This is a genomic window from Citrobacter sp. LJND-P06 (assembly GCF_058188415.1).
On record NZ_CP187317.1, the window covers coordinates 4,600,096 to 4,618,839 of the forward strand.

Annotated in this window: 13 protein-coding genes, 3 tRNA genes and 3 rRNA genes; 4 read left to right on the forward strand and 15 right to left on the reverse strand. The window is 52.5% G+C overall.

The features are described from left to right. Window positions 1-7 precede the first annotated feature (7 nt). From ilvA to ilvL, 7 genes are all read right to left on the reverse strand, one after another. The gene (ilvA, locus tag ACO7SM_RS21670; protein ID WP_490471001.1) at window positions 8-1,552 is read right to left on the reverse strand and encodes a threonine ammonia-lyase, biosynthetic; all 1,545 of its coding nucleotides are present in this window, start codon (window positions 1,550-1,552) and stop codon (window positions 8-10) included. Between the two features lie 2 nt (window positions 1,553-1,554). Then, window positions 1,555-3,405, reverse strand: a complete 1,851-nt coding sequence (ilvD, locus tag ACO7SM_RS21675) for a dihydroxy-acid dehydratase (protein WP_490469179.1) — start codon at window positions 3,403-3,405, stop codon at window positions 1,555-1,557. Between the two features lie 60 nt (window positions 3,406-3,465). Further along, the gene (locus tag ACO7SM_RS21680; RefSeq protein ID WP_490469180.1) at window positions 3,466-4,395 is read right to left on the reverse strand and encodes a branched-chain amino acid transaminase; all 930 of its coding nucleotides are present in this window, start codon (window positions 4,393-4,395) and stop codon (window positions 3,466-3,468) included. A gap of 17 nt (window positions 4,396-4,412) precedes the next feature. Continuing rightward, complete coding sequence (gene ilvM, locus ACO7SM_RS21685; protein ID WP_192613994.1) at window positions 4,413-4,676, reverse strand: acetolactate synthase 2 small subunit; 264 nt, start codon at window positions 4,674-4,676, stop codon at window positions 4,413-4,415. Further along, window positions 4,673-6,319 carry an acetolactate synthase 2 catalytic subunit gene (ilvG, locus tag ACO7SM_RS21690; protein WP_490469181.1) on the reverse strand — a complete coding sequence of 549 codons (1,647 nt, stop codon included), beginning with the start codon at window positions 6,317-6,319 and terminating at the stop codon, window positions 4,673-4,675. The genes ilvM and ilvG overlap by 4 nt, the downstream gene beginning before the upstream one ends. 2 nt (window positions 6,320-6,321) lie before the next feature. Continuing rightward, window positions 6,322-6,372, reverse strand: coding sequence for a peptide IlvX (ilvX, locus tag ACO7SM_RS21695; protein WP_203361354.1), 51 nt, complete (start codon window positions 6,370-6,372; stop codon window positions 6,322-6,324). An 86-nt stretch (window positions 6,373-6,458) separates the two neighbouring features. Further along, the gene (gene ilvL, locus ACO7SM_RS21700) at window positions 6,459-6,557 is read right to left on the reverse strand and encodes an ilv operon leader peptide (protein ID WP_001311244.1); all 99 of its coding nucleotides are present in this window, start codon (window positions 6,555-6,557) and stop codon (window positions 6,459-6,461) included. 350 nt (window positions 6,558-6,907) lie between these two features. Here ilvL and ACO7SM_RS21705 point away from each other — a divergent pair, with 350 nt between their 5' ends. Next, window positions 6,908-8,428, forward strand: coding sequence for a YifB family Mg chelatase-like AAA ATPase (locus ACO7SM_RS21705; RefSeq protein WP_490469182.1), 1,521 nt, complete (start codon window positions 6,908-6,910; stop codon window positions 8,426-8,428). A 25-nt stretch (window positions 8,429-8,453) separates the two neighbouring features. On the opposite strand, the gene maoP is transcribed toward ACO7SM_RS21705, so the two are convergent. After that, window positions 8,454-8,792, reverse strand: a complete 339-nt coding sequence (maoP, locus tag ACO7SM_RS21710; protein ID WP_042326051.1) for a macrodomain Ori organization protein MaoP — start codon at window positions 8,790-8,792, stop codon at window positions 8,454-8,456. A gap of 106 nt (window positions 8,793-8,898) precedes the next feature. Here maoP and hdfR point away from each other — a divergent pair, with 106 nt between their 5' ends. Next, the gene (gene hdfR / locus ACO7SM_RS21715; protein WP_490469183.1) at window positions 8,899-9,744 is read left to right on the forward strand and encodes an HTH-type transcriptional regulator HdfR; all 846 of its coding nucleotides are present in this window, start codon (window positions 8,899-8,901) and stop codon (window positions 9,742-9,744) included. A 116-nt stretch (window positions 9,745-9,860) separates the two neighbouring features. Here hdfR and ACO7SM_RS21720 read toward each other — a convergent pair. The 6 genes from ACO7SM_RS21720 to ACO7SM_RS21745 all read right to left on the reverse strand — a co-directional run bounded on the left by ACO7SM_RS21720 (window position 9,861) and on the right by ACO7SM_RS21745 (window position 15,155). After that, a tRNA-Trp gene (locus ACO7SM_RS21720) sits at window positions 9,861-9,936 on the reverse strand. A 53-nt stretch (window positions 9,937-9,989) separates the two neighbouring features. Further along, window positions 9,990-10,066, reverse strand: a tRNA-Asp gene (locus tag ACO7SM_RS21725). Between the two features lie 50 nt (window positions 10,067-10,116). Then, a 5S ribosomal RNA gene (gene rrf / locus ACO7SM_RS21730) occupies window positions 10,117-10,232 on the reverse strand. Between the two features lie 96 nt (window positions 10,233-10,328). Then, window positions 10,329-13,236, reverse strand: a 23S ribosomal RNA gene (locus tag ACO7SM_RS21735). Window positions 13,237-13,452: 216 nt separating this feature from the next. Further along, window positions 13,453-13,528: transfer RNA gene (locus ACO7SM_RS21740), tRNA-Glu, on the reverse strand. Window positions 13,529-13,613: 85 nt separating this feature from the next. Continuing rightward, window positions 13,614-15,155, reverse strand: a 16S ribosomal RNA gene (locus ACO7SM_RS21745). Together the 16S, 23S and 5S rRNA genes with 3 tRNA genes alongside form the textbook arrangement of a ribosomal RNA operon. A 479-nt stretch (window positions 15,156-15,634) precedes the next feature. Between ACO7SM_RS21745 and ACO7SM_RS21750 the strand changes: the two genes are divergently transcribed. Then, window positions 15,635-16,339, forward strand: a complete 705-nt coding sequence (locus ACO7SM_RS21750) for a FadR/GntR family transcriptional regulator (RefSeq protein WP_490469184.1) — start codon at window positions 15,635-15,637, stop codon at window positions 16,337-16,339. An 11-nt stretch (window positions 16,340-16,350) separates the two neighbouring features. Continuing rightward, window positions 16,351-17,778 carry a multidrug transporter subunit MdtD gene (gene mdtD, locus ACO7SM_RS21755; RefSeq protein ID WP_490469185.1) on the forward strand — a complete coding sequence of 476 codons (1,428 nt, stop codon included), beginning with the start codon at window positions 16,351-16,353 and terminating at the stop codon, window positions 17,776-17,778. Here the strand turns inward: mdtD and rbsR are convergent. Continuing rightward, the gene (gene rbsR / locus ACO7SM_RS21760; protein ID WP_490469186.1) at window positions 17,744-18,742 is read right to left on the reverse strand and encodes a ribose operon transcriptional repressor RbsR; all 999 of its coding nucleotides are present in this window, start codon (window positions 18,740-18,742) and stop codon (window positions 17,744-17,746) included. The two genes, mdtD and rbsR, sit on opposite strands and share 35 nt — an antisense overlap. Between the last annotated feature and the right edge of the window lie 2 nt (window positions 18,743-18,744).

Here is an 18,744-nt window from a genome sequence, read left to right on the forward strand (position 1 = left end):
TCTAACACTAACCCGCTAAAAAGAACCTGAATGCCGGGTTTTGCGTCTCATCGTGGCAGTCGTAGCCCAGCTCATTGAGGCGGGTTTCAAAATCAGGTTCATGCTCGCCCAACTCGAACGCCGCCAGTACGCGCCCGTAGTCAGTACCGTGGCTACGATAGTGAAACAAAGAGATGTTCCAGTGTGTGCCCAGCGTGTTGAGAAAGCGCAGCAACGCCCCCGGTGATTCCGGAAATTCGAAACTGTAGAGGCGTTCCTTGAGCGGTTTCGATGGGCGTCCGCCAACCATATAGCGCACGTGCAGTTTCGCCATTTCATCGTCGGAGAGATCCACCACGCTGTAACCGCCGTCATTGAGCAGTTGCAGAATCTCTTTACGCTCTTCCAGACCGCGGCTCAGACGCACCCCCACGAAAATGCAGGCATCTTTAGCATCGGCAAAGCGGTAGTTAAACTCAGTGACCGAACGCCCGCCAAGCAACTGGCAGAACTTCAGGAAACTGCCCTTTTCTTCCGGGATGGTGACTGCCAGCAGGGCTTCGCGCTGTTCGCCCAGTTCGCAGCGTTCGGAAACGTAGCGCAGACCGTGGAAGTTAACGTTAGCCCCGGAAAGCACATGCGCCAGTCGCTCGCCACGGATATTGTGCTGAGCGATGTACTTTTTCATCCCCGCCAGCGCCAGCGCACCTGACGGTTCCGCCACCGCACGCACATCTTCGAACAGATCTTTCATCGCCGCACAGATAGCGTCGCTGTCGACCGTGATGATGTCGTCGAGATACTCCTGGCACAGACGGAAGGTTTCATCGCCGATGCGTTTAACCGCCACGCCTTCAGCAAACAAACCTACGCGTGGCAGGTCGACCGGATGACCCGCTTCCAGCGCCGCTTTCAGGCAGGCAGAGTCTTCCGCTTCTACGGCAATCACTTTAATTTGCGGCATCAGTTGCTTGATAAGCACCGCCACACCCGCCGCCAGTCCGCCACCGCCGACCGGCACAAACACGCGGTCAAGGTGAGCATCTTGTTGCAGCAGTTCCAGCGCCAGCGTGCCCTGGCCTGCAATCACCATCGGATGATCGAACGGCGGCACCCAGGTAAAGCCCTGCTGCTGCGACAGCTCAATCGCTTTGGCTTTCGCTTCATCAAAATTGGCGCCGTGCAGCAATACTTCGCCACCGAAACCGCGTACGGCATCGACTTTGATGTCTGCGGTGGCGGTTGGCATGACAATCAGCGCCTTTACACCTAAACGTGCAGAGGAGAACGCCACGCCTTGCGCATGATTACCTGCGGATGCGGTGATCACACCCTGCGCTTTTTGTTCTTCCGTCAGCCCCGCCATCATGGCGTAAGCCCCACGCAGCTTGAAGCTGTGCACCGGCTGGCGGTCTTCGCGTTTCACCAAAATAACGTTATCGAGGCGCGACGATAGTTTTTCCATTTTTTGCAGCGGCGTGACCTGCGCTGCTTCGTAGACCGGTGCGCGTAGCACCGCTCTGAGATATTCGGCACCCTCAGGGGTGCCAGACAGGGGTTGCGAGTCAGCCATCATTAACCCCCCAGCTTCGATTTATCGCGCACCGCACCTTTGTCGGCACTGGTCGCCAGGCTAGCGTAGGCACGCAGGGCAAAGGAGACCTGACGTTCACGGTTTTTCGGCGTCCAGGCTTTATCGCCACGGGCTTCCTGCGCCTCACGACGCGCCGCGATTTCCTGCTCGCTCAGTTGCAGTTGGATGCCACGATTCGGGATATCAATTTCGATCAAATCGCCATCTTCGATGATCGCAATATTGCCGCCGCTCGCCGCTTCCGGGGAAACGTGGCCGATAGAAAGACCGGAAGTACCACCGGAGAAACGACCGTCAGTCACCAACGCACAGGCTTTGCCGAGGCCCATCGATTTCAGGAATGTGGTGGGATAAAGCATCTCCTGCATCCCCGGGCCGCCTTTCGGACCTTCGTAGCGGATGACAACCACATCGCCAGCGACCACTTTGCCACCGAGGATAGCGTCTACTGCATCGTCCTGGCTTTCGTAGACTTTGGCCGGGCCGGTGAATTTGAGGATGCTGTCGTCGACGCCTGCGGTTTTGACGATGCAGCCGTTTTCCGCGAAGTTGCCGTAAAGCACGGCCAGGCCGCCGTCTTTGCTGTAAGCGTGCTCCAGCGAGCGGATACAGCCATTCGCGCGATCATCATCCAGCGTATCCCAGCGGCAATCCTGAGAGAATGCCTGGGTGGTGCGGATACCCGCAGGCCCTGCGCGGAACATGGTTTTCACCGCGTCGTCCTGGGTCACGACAACGTCGTATTGCTCCAGGGTTTGCGGCAGTGTCAGACCGAGCACGTTTTTCACGTCGCGGTTAAGCAGTTTAGCTCTGTCCAGTTCGCCCAGAATCCCCAGTACGCCGCCCGCGCGGTGTACGTCTTCCATATGGTATTTCTGCGTACTCGGCGCGACTTTACACAGCTGAGGGACTTTGCGGGAGAGTTTGTCGATATCACTCATGGTGAAGTCGATTTCCGCTTCCTGCGCCGCCGCCAGCAGGTGAAGAACGGTGTTGGTAGAGCCGCCCATGGCGATGTCCAGCGTCATGGCATTTTCGAACGCTGCTTTATTGGCAATGTTGCGCGGCAGCGCGCTCTCGTCGTCTTGCTCGTAATAACGTTTGGTCAGTTCAACAATGCGCGTACCGGCATTGAGGAACAACTGTTTACGGTCGGCGTGGGTCGCCAGCAGCGAGCCGTTACCCGGCTGCGACAGGCCCAGCGCTTCGGTCAGGCAGTTCATTGAGTTGGCGGTGAACATCCCGGAGCAAGAGCCGCAGGTCGGGCACGCGGAGCGTTCAACCTGATCGCTTTGTTCGTCGGACACTTTTGGGTCAGCGCCCTGGATCATCGCATCGACCAGATCGAGTTTGATGATTTGATCGGAGAGTTTGGTTTTACCGGCTTCCATCGGGCCGCCGGAAACAAAGATCACCGGAATGTTCAGGCGCAGGGAGGCCATCAGCATCCCCGGGGTGATTTTGTCGCAGTTGGAGATGCAGACCATCGCGTCAGCGCAGTGGGCGTTGACCATATACTCAACAGAGTCGGCGATCAGCTCGCGAGACGGCAGTGAATAAAGCATGCCCCCGTGGCCCATGGCGATACCGTCATCCACCGCAATCGTGTTGAACTCTTTGGCAACACCGCCTGCCGCTTCAATCTGTTCAGCAACCAGTTTGCCAAGATCGCGCAGGTGCACATGGCCCGGCACAAACTGGGTAAACGAGTTTACAACCGCAATAATCGGCTTGCCGAAATCGGCGTCGGTCATCCCGGTTGCGCGCCACAGTGCGCGGGCACCCGCCATATTACGGCCATGGGTGGTGGTAGCGGAACGATACTTAGGCATGCTCTATTTACTCCCGTCTGACTATTTAGCGGGACGGTGCGTGCCGTCCCAAAATTATGCTTATGAATTAACTTGATCCAACCAGCCCCATTTATCTTCCGTTTCACCGGTGAAGAGGCCAAAGAATGCTTGCTGGATGCGTTTGGTGACCGGGCCACAGCGACCTTCACCGACCTGGATGCCGTCTACGCTGCGCACAGGGGTGATTTCTGCTGCGGTTCCGGACATGAACACTTCATCCGCCAGATACAGAGATTCACGGGACAGCACTTGCTCACGCACTTCGATATCCAGCTCTTTTGCCAGCTTGATGATCGCATCACGCGTAATGCCCGGCAGCGCGGACGAGGTGAACGGCGGGGTGAACAGAATGCCATCTTTCACTTCAAACAGGTTCTCGCCTGCACCTTCAGAAATGTAGCCGTTCACATCCAGCGCAATCCCTTCCTGATAACCGTGGCGACGCGCTTCGCTACCCACCAGCAGAGAAGAAAGATAGTTACCGCCCGCTTTTGCGGCGGTCGGAATGGTGTTTGGCGCAACGCGGTTCCAGGAAGAAACCATCGCATCGATCCCCTGCTCCAGCGCTTCAGCGCCCAGATAGGCGCCCCACGGGAACGCGGCGATGATCACATCAGTGGTGTATCCTGCTGGCGGGTTAACGCCCATCCCCACATCGCCCACAAAGACCAGCGGGCGGATATACGCGCTGGTCAGATTGTTTTTGCGGATAACGGCGCGGCAGGCTTCCATTAACTCATCAACGCTCTGAGTCACCGGGAAACGATAAATTTTTGCTGAGTCGCGAAGGCGCTGCATATGTTCACGATGGCGGAATACCACGGGGCCTTTGTGAGAGTCGTAGCAACGGATCCCTTCAAACACTGACGTACCGTAGTGCAACGCGTGGGACATTACGTGAACTTTCGCATCTTCCCAACGAATCATCTCGCCATTGGACCAAATGTAATCAGCTTTTTTCGTCGTCATTTTTCTTCCTTTTGCGCTCAGGCGCGGATCTGTTGTGATGTGGTTGTGCTCTGGCAAATGGCAACATGTGCAACGTCTACCAGTTTACTTAACTGACTAAACAGTAAGTCGACCGACCGGGGGCTGGCAACGGTCAATTCGATATTTATATTCTGCGCATCGCTGGCTGTTTCCATATTCATAGCGCACACCTGAAAACCGCGATGACGTACCACACGTAAAACACGCTCTAACGTTTCCGGGCTGAAACGCGCCGCCACATTAACCTGATGTTGCATCATGATAATTTCTCCAGCATTTCTGAGTTACTGGCACCGGGCGGCACCAGGGGCCAGACATTCTCAAGCTCGTCGATTGAGACATGAAGCAGGTAAGGCCCCTCGCTGTTCAGCATGGTGTCGAGTGCCGCTTCAACCTGGTCTTTACGGGTGATGTGTTGGCCAGGAATGCCGAAGGCGCTGGCTAACATGAGGAAATCGGGATTATCGGTAAGGGTGGTTTCGCTATAGCGTTCCTGAAAAAACAGTTGCTGCCATTGTCGTACCATCCCTAAACGCTGATTATCGAGTAAGACGATTTTCAACGGTAACTGCTTGCGTTTTACGGTGCCCAGTTCCTGCACATTCATCATGAAGGAACCGTCACCGGAGATACAGATAACGGTGTCATCCGGTCGCGCCACTTGTGCGCCCACCGCCGCTGGCAGGCCGAAACCCATCGTTCCCAGGCCGCTGGAGGTGATAAAGTTTTCCGGGCGGGTATAGGTCATATGCTGCGCCGACCACATCTGATGTTGACCCACATCCGTCGTCACGACGCTGTCTGCCGGTTTACGATCTGACAACTGCTTCAACAACAGCGGGGCATAGATTGCGTCACCAGGGTGATCATAGCGCCAGCTATGCTCGGTGCGCAGTTGAGCGCAATGCTGACGCCAGTCCTCAATATTCAACGACTGCTGCAGAGCTGGCAGCAGGGTATTCAGATCGCCCTGAAGGGCGACGTGCGCCTGACGCAGCTTGTTCATTTCTGCGGGGTCGATATCCATGTGAATCACGCAGGCATTGGGCGCGAAGGTATTCAGCTTGCCGGTCACCCGGTCATCAAAACGCGCACCGACAGCCACCAGCAGATCGCATTCCTGCACCGCAAAGTTTGCCGCTTTCGTGCCATGCATCCCCAGCATGCCAAGATAATACGGATAGTCTGCATCGACAGCGCCAAGCCCTTTCAACGTGCAGGTGACTGGCATACGGGTCGCATCGAGAAATTCACGCAACGCGGGTACCGCCTGCGCCATCCCCACTCCGCCCCCGACGTACAGCATCGGCTTTTGCGCTTGCGCTATCATTCGACACGCCTGTTCAACATCAGCGTGCGGAAACGTAACATCATTTTTCACAGTGGAAAAATAGGGCTCAAGAGAACCGTTGGCCAGTTGGATATCTTTAGGGATATCAACCAGAACGGGGCCTGGCCGTCCAGAATTCGCGATCCTGAAGGCGTCGGACATGATACGGGGCAACTCTTCCAGCGACGGCACCAGGAAGCTGTGTTTGGTGCAGGCCAGGGACAGCCCTAACACGTCCACTTCCTGAAAAGCATCGGTGCCAATGAAAGGCGCAGAAACCTGGCCAGTAATGGCGACAACGGGAACGGAATCTAACAGCGCATCCGCAAGACCGGTGATCAGATTGGTCGCTCCTGGTCCGGAGGTTGCGATACAGACGCCGGTTTTACCGGTCGAACGCGCATACCCGATAGCTGCCATAACAGCCCCCTGCTCGTGTCGGCACAACAGGTGTTCCACGCCGCCGTCATACAACGCATCGTAAACCGGCATAATTGCGCCACCGGGATAACCAAAAACGGTTTTAACACCCTGTGCTCGCAAAGCATGTACTACCCATTGCGCCCCATTCATAGTTACTTCCCCGCCATAAATTTGGAGAAACAGAATTTTATGCTGTTATTCATTTTCTGCTCCTCGGTTATGTTTTTAAGGTCAAAAAAAACCCCCGGACCTTTCGGTGCGGGGGTCTTAGTTCGTTAAGGCTTGATTCTTAAGCCTTTCCTCGTCCAAGTGCAGCCCCGCACGGTGGGATAATAATCACCACCACGCTAATCACGACCAGGCTAATCACTCGTAGAAGGGCTGTCATTTTCGTATATTCTTGCATCTTGTTCGAAGGAATGCCTAAAGAGTTACCATAGATTTCACAAATAGCACAAGATATTTTTATTCTCTTTTTTCTGACACAGCTAACGGTTTAGCAAAAACATATTGTTTTGTATAAGAAAAATAAAAAGTGAAAATATTTCATATTCTTTCCCACTGAACAGCCATTTTCCCCTGAAATCTCGCGTATGTTCCCTTTTGCGAACGGTATTCCGAACATCAGCCTGCCTTTGCAAAGTTGCACAAAATCTCATGAATCAGTCGCTAAAAAACGCTATTTAGCAAAATATTGTCGTCATTAACTTCGACATAATGGCTGTATCAGGAGGAGTTATGTCACTTTCAATTGTTCACACTCGCGCCGCCCTTGGCGTTAATGCCCCCCCTATCACTATCGAAGTCCATATCAGCAATGGTCTTCCCGGTTTAACCATGGTGGGATTACCGGAAACCACCGTAAAAGAGGCCCGGGATCGGGTGCGCAGCGCCATTATCAATAGTGGGTATGAATTTCCGGCGAAGAAAATCACGATAAACCTCGCCCCGGCCGATCTCCCCAAAGAAGGAGGGAGATATGATTTACCGATTGCTGTCGCGCTTCTGACCGCATCAGAACAGCTTGCAACGCATAAACTTAGCGAATATGAATTGGTAGGTGAATTGGCGCTTACAGGGGCGTTACGTGGCGTTCCGGGAGCGATTTCGAGCGCAACAGAAGCGATTCGTGCTGGCAGAAGGATTATTGTCGCCAGTGAAAATGCCGCTGAAGTTGGCTTAATCAGTGGCGAGGGGTGCCTGATAGCCGATCATTTACAATCTGTATGCGCATTTCTGGAGGGTAAGCATGACCTTGAAAGGCCTGTAACAGAAGATTTGACTTCCGGTGCATCGTCGGATGACCTCAGTGATGTCATCGGCCAGGAACAAGGTAAGCGAGGACTGGAAATTACTGCAGTAGGTGGCCATAACTTGCTGCTGATAGGCCCCCCAGGAACAGGAAAAACCATGCTTGCCAGCCGCTTAAATGGGCTGCTTCCGCCGCTCAGCAACGAAGAAGCACTGGAAAGCGCAGCGATTCTCAGTCTGGTCAATTCTGACACCGTGCAAAAGCACTGGAAGCAGCGCCCGTTTCGCTCACCTCACCACAGTGCATCATTAGCCGCCATGGTCGGTGGTGGCTCAATACCCGCCCCAGGAGAAATCTCGCTGGCACACAATGGCATTCTGTTTCTCGATGAACTGCCTGAATTTGAGCGACGTACGCTGGACGCGCTGCGGGAACCTATTGAGTCCGGGAAAATTCATCTTTCCCGCACGCGAGCGAAAATTACCTATCCAGCGCGTTTTCAGTTGATTGCTGCCATGAATCCTAGTCCCACAGGTCACTATCAGGGAAACCATAATCGCTGTTCGCCTGAGCAGACACTGCGCTATCTCAACCGTCTATCCGGCCCTTTTCTCGATCGCTTTGATCTTTCTCTTGAGATCCCACTCCCGCCACCTGGCATTCTCAGCCAGTCGATAGCCAAAGGAGAGGATAGTTTTACGGTTAAACAACGTGTTATCGCGGCCCAGGAACGTCAGTACAAACGACAGGGGAAATTAAACGCGCAAATGAATACTCAGGAAATTCGGAAGTACTGCCATTTGCTCAGTGATGATGCACACTGGCTTGAGGAAACGCTGATGCAGTTGGGGTTATCTGTACGCGCCTGGCAACGATTGCTGAAAGTGGCACGTACCATTGCCGATATAGAGCACTCAGACAGTATTAAACGACAGCACTTACAAGAAGCTGTCGGCTACCGGGCGATAGACAGACTGCTCATTCACCTGCAGAAATTGCTGGCATAAAAAAAGGGCAAAATGCCCTTTTTTATTAATCGTCAGATTCGGTGTAATCTTCAGCACCTTCCATCTGCGGCTTACCACCAGACAGCGTGTGGAAACGCTTGGGACGCTTGATACGCGTCATGTATTTAGACCAAACGCGTTCAGCCTCTGTAACAGGTTCACGTTCGCCACGACATACCGCGACAAACAGTTTTTCTTCTTCTGTGACTGGCTCTCGTTTACCCAGATCCAGCTCATTAAAGGCATAACCATGACGTTCAAGCAGTTGTGCCTCTTTGATGGTGAAATCACCATGACGAGAGAATCCACGAGGATAATACTTATTGTCGAAATATCGATTAGTCGTCGTAAAGCTTTCCGCCATCCTGCACGCTCCTAATTCTTTGGCCGAGCTATTTATGGCGCGGAGTATTAGTTACGCTTGACAGAGTGTAAAACAAAAGATTTAAATCATAACGACAAATAATTTTGTGGAGCGCATTGTGGATACGGAATTGTTGAAAACTTTCCTGGAAGTGAGTCGGACACGCCACTTTGGTCGTGCAGCTGAAGCACTCTATCTGACTCAATCAGCAGTAAGTTTTCGTATTAGACAACTGGAAAATCAGCTTGGTGTGAACCTGTTCACTCGCCACAGAAACAATATCCGTTTAACTGCGGCCGGAGAGAAGCTTCTGCCTTATGCAGAAACACTGATGAACACGTGGCAGGCCGCACGCAAAGAGGTCGCACATACGTCACGGCATAATGAATTTTCTATCGGTGCCAGTGCCTCTCTTTGGGAGTGCATGCTAAATGACTGGCTGGGGCGTTTGTACCAGTCTCAGGACCCGCAAACCAGTCTACAATTTGAGGCCAGAATCGCTCAGAGACAGTCGTTAGTTAAGCAACTCCATGAGCGACAACTGGATCTGCTGATTACCACTGAAGCGCCCAAAATGGACGAATTTAGTAGCCAGCTTCTTGGCCACTTCACACTAGCGCTTTACTGCACCGCGCCATCACGAACAAAAGACGAGTTGAATTACTTGCGTCTTGAATGGGGCCCAGACTTTCAACAACATGAAACCGGATTGATTGCGAGTGATGAAGTCCCCGTACTCACAACCAGTTCAGCAGAACTCGCACGGCAGCAACTTTCTCCCCTCAACGGTTGCAGTTGGCTACCGGTGACCTGGGCCAAAGAGAAAGGTGGACTCCACACGGTTACCGATAGCTCAACGCTTTCACGACCGTTATATGCAATATGGTTACAAAATAGCGATAAAAATGCGTTAATTCGCGATCTTCTAAAAACAAACGTACTGGAAGATTAAGGTCGTTGGATCTGGCAAGGATGCCGGGTGAAATACAATGACAGGTAATGTGGACACTACGTCCAGGCAAATTTCAGGCAAAAAAAATCCTTAGCAAAAATGCTAAGGATTATTTCTGGCAGGGGCGGAGAGACTCGAACTCGCGACACCCGGTTTTGGAGACCGGTGCTCTACCAACTGAGCTACGCCCCTAAATTTTCTTATCATTAAGCCTGCTAAAATAGCAGGCCTAATTTTCTAATAAGTGGCGGAACGGACGGGACTCGAACCCGCGACCCCCTGCGTGACAGGCAGGTATTCTAACCAACTGAACTACCGCTCCACCGAATTTTTCTACAACTACCGGAAACTCCGGTTACTGCTTAATTTGATGCCTGGCAGTTCCCTACTCTCGCATGGGGAGACCCCACACTACCATCGGCGCTACGGCGTTTCACTTCTGAGTTCGGCATGGGGTCAGGTGGGACCACCGCGCTACAGCCGCCAGGCAAATTCTGTTATTAACTCGCTTCTCTGCGCGTTAATTTAATCTGTATCAAGCTGATATTGATGTCTTTCTTTCACCAAAACACCTTTGGCGTTGTAAGGTTAAGCCTCACGGTTCATTAGTATCGGTTAGCTCAATGTATCGCTACACTTACACACCCGACCTATCAACGTCGTAGTCTTCAACGTTCCTTCAGGAGACTTATTGTCTCAGGGAGAACTCATCTCGGGGCAAGTTTCGTGCTTAGATGCTTTCAGCACTTATCTCTTCCGCATTTAGCTACCGGGCAATGCCATTGGCATGACAACCCGAACACCAGTGATGCGTCCACTCCGGTCCTCTCGTACTAGGAGCAGCCCCCCTCAATTCTCCAGCGCCCACGGCAGATAGGGACCGAACTGTCTCACGACGTTCTAAACCCAGCTCGCGTACCACTTTAAATGGCGAACAGCCATACCCTTGGGACCTACTTCAGCCCCAGGATGTGATGAGCCGACATCGAGGTGCCAAACACCGCCGTCGATATGAACTCTTGGGCGGTATCAGCCTGTTATCCCCGGAGTACCTTTTATCCGTTGAGCGATGGCCCTTCCATTCAGAACCACCGGATCACTAAGACCTGCTTTCGCACCTGCTCGAGCCGTCACTCTCGCAGTCAAGCTAGCTTATGCCTTTGCACTAACCTCCTGATGTCCGACCAGGATTAGCTAACCTTCGTGCTCCTCCGTTACTCTTTAGGAGGAGACCGCCCCAGTCAAACTACCCACCAGACACTGTCCGCAACCCGGATCACGGGTCTACGTTAGAACACCAGCCATTAAAGGGTGGTATTTCAAGGTTGGCTCCATGCAGACTGGCGTCCACACTTCAAAGCCTCCCACCTATCCTACACATCAAGGACCAGTGTTCAGTGTCAAGCTATAGTAAAGGTTCACGGGGTCTTTCCGTCTTGCCGCGGGTACACTGCATCTTCACAGCGAGTTCAATTTCACTGAGTCTCGGGTGGAGACAGCCTGGCCATCATTACGCCATTCGTGCAGGTCGGAACTTACCCGACAAGGAATTTCGCTACCTTAGGACCGTTATAGTTACGGCCGCCGTTTACCGGGGCTTCGATCAAGAGCTTCTCCCTAAGGATAACCCCATCAATTAACCTTCCGGCACCGGGCAGGCGTCACACCGTATACGTCCACTTTCGTGTTTGCACAGTGCTGTGTTTTTAATAAACAGTTGCAGCCAGCTGGTATCTTCGACTGATTTCAGCTCCACGAGCAAGTCGCTTCACCTACATATCAGCGTGCCTTCTCCCGAAGTTACGGCACCATTTTGCCTAGTTCCTTCACCCGAGTTCTCTCAAGCGCCTTGGTATTCTCTACCTGACCACCTGTGTCGGTTTGGGGTACGATTTTGTGTTACCTGATGCTTAGAGGCTTTTCCTGGAAGCAGGGCATTTGTTACTTCAGCACCGTAGTGCCTCGTCATCACACCTCAGCGTTAATAAGCGTCCGGATTTACCTAAACGCTCCGCCTACATGCTTAAACCGGGACAACCGTCGCCCGGCCAACATAGCCTTCTCCGTCCCCCCTTCGCAGTAACACCAAGTACAGGAATATTAACCTGTTTCCCATCGACTACGCCTTTCGGCCTCGCCTTAGGGGTCGACTCACCCTGCCCCGATTAACGTTGGACAGGAACCCTTGGTCTTCCGGCGTGCGGGCTTTTCACCCGCATTATCGTTACTTATGTCAGCATTCGCACTTCTGATACCTCCAGCAACCCTCACAGGCCACCTTCAACGGCTTACAGAACGCTCCCCTACCCAACAACACATAGTGTCGCTGCCGCAGCTTCGGTGCACAGTTTAGCCCCGTTACATCTTCCGCGCAGGCCGACTCGACCAGTGAGCTATTACGCTTTCTTTAAATGATGGCTGCTTCTAAGCCAACATCCTGGCTGTCTGTGCCTTCCCACATCGTTTCCCACTTAACTGTGACTTTGGGACCTTAGCTGGCGGTCTGGGTTGTTTCCCTCTTCACGACGGACGTTAGCACCCGCCGTGTGTCTCCCGTGATAACATTCTTCGGTATTCGCAGTTTGCATCGGGTTGGTAAGTCGGGATGACCCCCTAGCCGAAACAGTGCTCTACCCCCGAAGATGAGTTCACGAGGCGCTACCTAAATAGCTTTCGGGGAGAACCAGCTATCTCCCGGTTTGATTGGCCTTTCACCCCCAGCCACAAGTCATCCGCTAATTTTTCAACATTAGTCGGTTCGGTCCTCCAGTTAGTGTTACCCAACCTTCAACCTGCCCATGGCTAGATCACCGGGTTTCGGGTCTATACCCTGCAACTTAACGCCCAGTTAAGACTCGGTTTCCCTTCGGCTCCCCTATTCGGTTAACCTTGCTACAGAATATAAGTCGCTGACCCATTATACAAAAGGTACGCAGTCACCCCATTAAAGAGGCTCCCACTGCTTGTACGTACACGGTTTCAGGTTCTTTTTCACTCCCCTCGCCGGGGTTCTTTTCGCCTTTCCCTCACGGTACTGGTTCACTATCGGTCAGTCAGGAGTATTTAGCCTTGGAGGATGGTCCCCCCATATTCAGACAGGATACCACGTGTCCCGCCCTACTCTTCGAGTTCACAACACATGCGATTTTGTGTACGGGGCTATCACCCTGTATCGCCGGACTTTCCAGACCGTTCCACTACCACACATGCTGATTCAGACTCTGGGCTGCTCCCCGTTCGCTCGCCGCTACTGGGGGAATCTCGGTTGATTTCTTTTCCTCGGGGTACTTAGATGTTTCAGTTCCCCCGGTTCGCTTCATTACGCTATGTATTCACGTAATGATAGTGTGACGAATCACACTGGGTTTCCCCATTCGGAAATCGCCGGTTATAACGGTTCATATCACCTTACCGACGCTTATCGCAGATTAGCACGTCCTTCATCGCCTCTGACTGCCAGGGCATCCACCGTGTACGCTTAGTCGCTTAACCTCACAACCCGAAGGTGTTTCGTAAAACACATCGTGTTGCGAAAATTTGAGAGACTCGAACACACCGCTTGCCTGTTCTTATTACGGAGAACAGACACAGTGTGTCGTTTCAATTTTCAGCTTGATCCAGATTTTTAAAGAGCAAATATCTCAAACATGACTCGTAAGTCAGTTTTGAGATATTACGGCAGGTGACTTTCACTCACGAACCAGCAAGTGGCGTCCCCTAGGGGATTCGAACCCCTGTTACCGCCGTGAAAGGGCGGTGTCCTGGGCCTCTAGACGAAGGGGACACTGAAGTCTCAATCGCAAGACGCCTTGCTATTTACTTTTCATCAGACAATCTGTGTGAGCACTACAAAGGCAGGTTCTTTAAGGTAAGGAGGTGATCCAACCGCAGGTTCCCCTACGGTTACCTTGTTACGACTTCACCCCAGTCATGAATCACAAAGTGGTAAGCGCCCTCCCGAAGGTTAAGCTACCTACTTCTTTTGCAACCCACTCCCATGGTGTGACGGGCGGTGTGTACAAGGCCCGGGAACGTATTCACCGTGGCATTCTGATCCACGATTACTAGCGATTCCGACTTCACGGAGTCGAGTTGCAGACTCCGATCCGGACTACGACATACTTTATGAGGTCCGCTTGCTCTCGCGAGGTCGCTTCTCTTTGTATATGCCATTGTAGCACGTGTGTAGCCCTACTCGTAAGGGCCATGATGACTTGACGTCATCCCCACCTTCCTCCAGTTTATCACTGGCAGTCTCCTTTGAGTTCCCGGCCGAACCGCTGGCAACAAAGGATAAGGGTTGCGCTCGTTGCGGGACTTAACCCAACATTTCACAACACGAGCTGACGACAGCCATGCAGCACCTGTCTCACGGTTCCCGAAGGCACTAAAGCATCTCTGCTAAATTCCGTGGATGTCAAGAGTAGGTAAGGTTCTTCGCGTTGCATCGAATTAAACCACATGCTCCACCGCTTGTGCGGGCCCCCGTCAATTCATTTGAGTTTTAACCTTGCGGCCGTACTCCCCAGGCGGTCGACTTAACGCGTTAGCTCCGGAAGCCACTCCTCAAGGGAACAACCTCCAAGTCGACATCGTTTACGGCGTGGACTACCAGGGTATCTAATCCTGTTTGCTCCCCACGCTTTCGCACCTGAGCGTCAGTCTTTGTCCAGGGGGCCGCCTTCGCCACCGGTATTCCTCCAGATCTCTACGCATTTCACCGCTACACCTGGAATTCTACCCCCCTCTACAAGACTCTAGCCTGCCAGTTTCGGATGCAGTTCCCAGGTTGAGCCCGGGGATTTCACATCCGACTTGACAGACCGCCTGCGTGCGCTTTACGCCCAGTAATTCCGATTAACGCTTGCACCCTCCGTATTACCGCGGCTGCTGGCACGGAGTTAGCCGGTGCTTCTTCTGCGAGTAACGTCAATCAACACGGTTATTAACCGTATTGCCTTCCTCCTCGCTGAAAGTACTTTACAACCCGAAGGCCTTCTTCATACACGCGGCATGGCTGCATCAGGCTTGCGCCCATTGTGCAATATTCCCCACTGCTGCCTCCCGTAGGAGTCTGGACCGTGTCTCAGTTCCAGTGTGGCTGGTCATCCTCTCAGACCAGCTAGGGATCGTCGCCTAGGTGAGCCGTTACCCCACCTACTAGCTAATCCCATCTGGGCACATCCGATGGCAAGAGGCCCGAAGGTCCCCCTCTTTGGTCTTGCGACGTTATGCGGTATTAGCTACCGTTTCCAGTAGTTATCCCCCTCCATCGGGCAGTTTCCCAGACATTACTCACCCGTCCGCCACTCGTCACCCAAGGAGCAAGCTCCTCTGTGCTACCGTTCGACTTGCATGTGTTAGGCCTGCCGCCAGCGTTCAATCTGAGCCATGATCAAACTCTTCAATTTAAGTTTGATGCTCGTGAATTAAACTTCGTAATGAATTACGTATGTTCACTCTTGAGACTTGGTATTCATTTTTCGTCTTGCGACGTTAAGAATCCGTATCTTCGAGTGCCCACACAGATTGTCTGATAAATTGTTAAAGAGCAGTGCCGCTTCGCTTTTTCTCAGCGGCGCGGGGTGTGCATATTACGCCATCCCGCTGCAGAGTCAAGCATTTATTTTTGCTTTCTCTGCCGGAGTTCTCAGTGGAACCCCGCTGACCCGGCGGCTTGCGTGCCGTTGTTCCGTGTCAGTGGAGGCGCATTATAGGGAGTTATTTCAGGCTGACAAGTGGAAATTTAAAATAACTTTCTGACTGTCTCTTTTTTCACCAAAACAGCCATTAAGATGCCACAAAATAAGCAAATTGTCGTTTTTGCAGCCGCAATCACACTTCCAGGTGGCATACTAAAGAGTGAGAATTCGAGAAAGGAAGACCATTCATGTCTTTAAGCGCACAACAGTTAGCCGCACAGAAAAATCTTTCCTATGTTCTGGCCGAAAAGCTGGCGCAGCGGATATTAAAAGGTGAATACGCCCCAGGCACCATTCTGCCCGGTGAAATAGAGTTAGGTTCACAATTTGGCGTAAGTCGTACCGCAGTGCGTGAAGCCGTGAAAACATTAACCGCCAAAGGTATGGTTTTACCACGCCCGCGCATTGGTACGCGGGTGATGCCACAGGCAAACTGGAATTTTCTCGATCAGGAGTTGCTCACCTGGTGGATGACAGAAGAAAACGTCCATCAGGTCATTGAACATTTTCTGGTGATGCGCATTAGCCTGGAACCTCAGGCGTGTTTGTTGGCAGCAACAATAGGTACTGCTGAGCAGAAGGCATATCTGAACGCATTAATGGAAGAGATGGTCGCGCTGAAAAAGAACTTTAAGCGTGAGCGCTGGGTTGAAGTCGATATGGCCTGGCATGAGCATATCTACGAGATGAGTGCGAATCCCTTTCTTATCTCTTTTGCGACCTTATTCCATTCGGTCTACCACACCTACTTTACCTCTATTACTTATAACGACGTGGTGAAGCTTGATTTGCACCAGGCCATTGTGGATGCAATAGAAGAAAGCGATGGCGATCTCGCCTTCAAAGCTTGTCAGGCATTACTCATTGCGCCAAACGAGCTACCAGACAAATAACGAGAGACTGAATGTCAGAAAAAAAAGCGCGCAGTATGGCCGGGTTGCCGTGGATAGCGGCCATGGCCTTTTTTATGCAGGCCCTGGACGCCACGATCCTTAATACAGCCCTCCCCGCCATTGCGCAGAGCCTTAACCGTTCCCCTCTGGCGATGCAGTCTGCCATTATCAGCTACACCCTAACGGTCGCCATGTTGATTCCGGTGAGTGGGTGGCTGGCAGACCGTTTTGGCACTCGCCGCATTTTTATGATTGCCGTTGGTTTATTTACGTTTGGCTCTCTGGCATGTGCACTTTCGGGGTCGTTAACCCAACTGGTCATTTTTCGCGTAATACAAGGGATCGGCGGCGCAATGATGATGCCGGTCGCCCGTCTGGCATTATTGCGGGCATATCCCCGCAGTGAACTGCTCCCTGTGCTCAACTTTGTTACGATGCCCGGCCTGGTCGGCCCAATCCTCGGCCCCGTACTGGGAGGCGTGCTGGTCACCTGGGCAAGCTGGCACTGGATCTTCCTGATTAATATTCCTATTGGCGTGGCCGGTATTGTGTATGCACGCAAGTACATGCCTAACTTTACGACGCCACGTCGCAGCTTCGATATGACCGGCTTCTTTCTTTTTGGCTTGAGCCTGGTGTTGTTTTCCAGCGGAATGGAGTTATTTGGCGAGAAGATTGTCGCAAGCTGGATAGCGCTGAGCATTATTGCTTTCAGTGTTGTGTTGCTACTGACGTATATTCGTCATGCTCGTCGCCATCCAACACCGTTAATCGCCCTGCCTATTTTCAAAACGCGAACCTTTTCTGTCGGTATTGCAGGAAATCTCGCGACGCGCCTGGGTACAGGCTGTGTTCCTTTCTTAATGCCGCTCATGCTACAGGTGGGGTTCGGTTATCCGGCGCTGATTGCCGGTTGTATGATGGCGCCGACGGCGTTGGGTTCCATTCTGGCTAAATCGACCGTTACGCAGGTGCTACGTCGCCTTGGATACCGGAAAACACTGGTGGGGATTACCGTATTTATCGGCCTGATGATTGCTCAGTTTTCCCTGCAATCTCCCGCGATGCCAGTGTGGATGCTGATTCTGCCGCTGTTTGTGCTGGGGATGGCGATGTCTACCCAGTTTACCGCCATGAACACTATCACGCTTGCCGACCTGACCGATGACAATGCCAGTAGCGGGAATAGCGTACTGGCTGTCACACAACAACTTTCTATCAGTTTAGGGGTCGCCATCAGCGCCGCCGTGCTGCGCATTTATGAAGGAATGGAAGGCACCAACACGGTTGAGCAGTTCCATTATACCTTTATGACGATGGGCGCGATTACCGTGGTATCCGCACTCATGTTCATACTGCTAAAAACCAAAGACGGTCGCAATCTGATCAAAGAGCGGCATACGTCTACACCGACCCCCGCGCCATCAAAACCGGAGTAAGCTGCAAGCGCTGCTGGTGTAATTCGGGCTGAGCCATACGATGAATTAACACATCGATGGCCAGTTCGCCCAACTCATCTTTGGCTTGATGAATCGTGGTGAGCGGTGGCGTCATATAGCGCGCCAGTTCAATGTCGTCATAACCAATCACCGCCATATCCTGTGGTATACGCAATCCTGCCTGATATAGCGCCTGATAAGCACCAACGGCCATTGCATCGTTACCCGTGAAGACCGCTTGCGGCCGTTCCTGATGTGACAGTAGTGTTTGCATCGCTTCAAACCCACCGCCAAACTCAAAATCACCGGTTATCTCGTAACCTTCCGGGACAATCAGTCCGGCACGGTTCATCGCCGCCCGGTAGCCTTCCAGTCGCAAACGCGCCGGTGTTTTATCCAGCGGCCCGGTAATACACGCAATACGTGTAAAGCCTTTATCGATCAGGTACTGCGTCGCTAAATCCCCGCCTAACAGCGAGTTATCCTGAATCAGATCGCTTTCACCTTCACCATCAAAGGGAGACCAGTCCATCATGACTGTCGGAATGGAAGGGTAGCGCTGCATGATCTCCCTGGAAGGCTGATGTGTTTCGGTACAAAGCAGCAGTAAACCATCAACCCGCTTTTGCATCAGCGTTTCCAGATTACGGTTCATACGTTGCTCATCGCCTTCGGTATTGCATAACACCAGGCTATAGCCCCGCTCAAAGCAGCTACGCTCCACGCCGCGAACAAGTTCTGAATAAAAAGGGTTGGTACTGGCGGTGATCAGCATACCTATCGTGCGGGTCTGATTTATCTTCAGGCTACGCGCCAGGGCGGAAGGCGCGTAGTTTAATTCTTTAATTGCTGCTTCGACTTTCCCGGTAATAGTCTCGCTAACAAAGCGATCCTTATTAATTACGTGAGAGACTGTCGAAGTAGAAACGCCCGCCAGACGGGCAACATCCTTCATTGTAGCCAAGC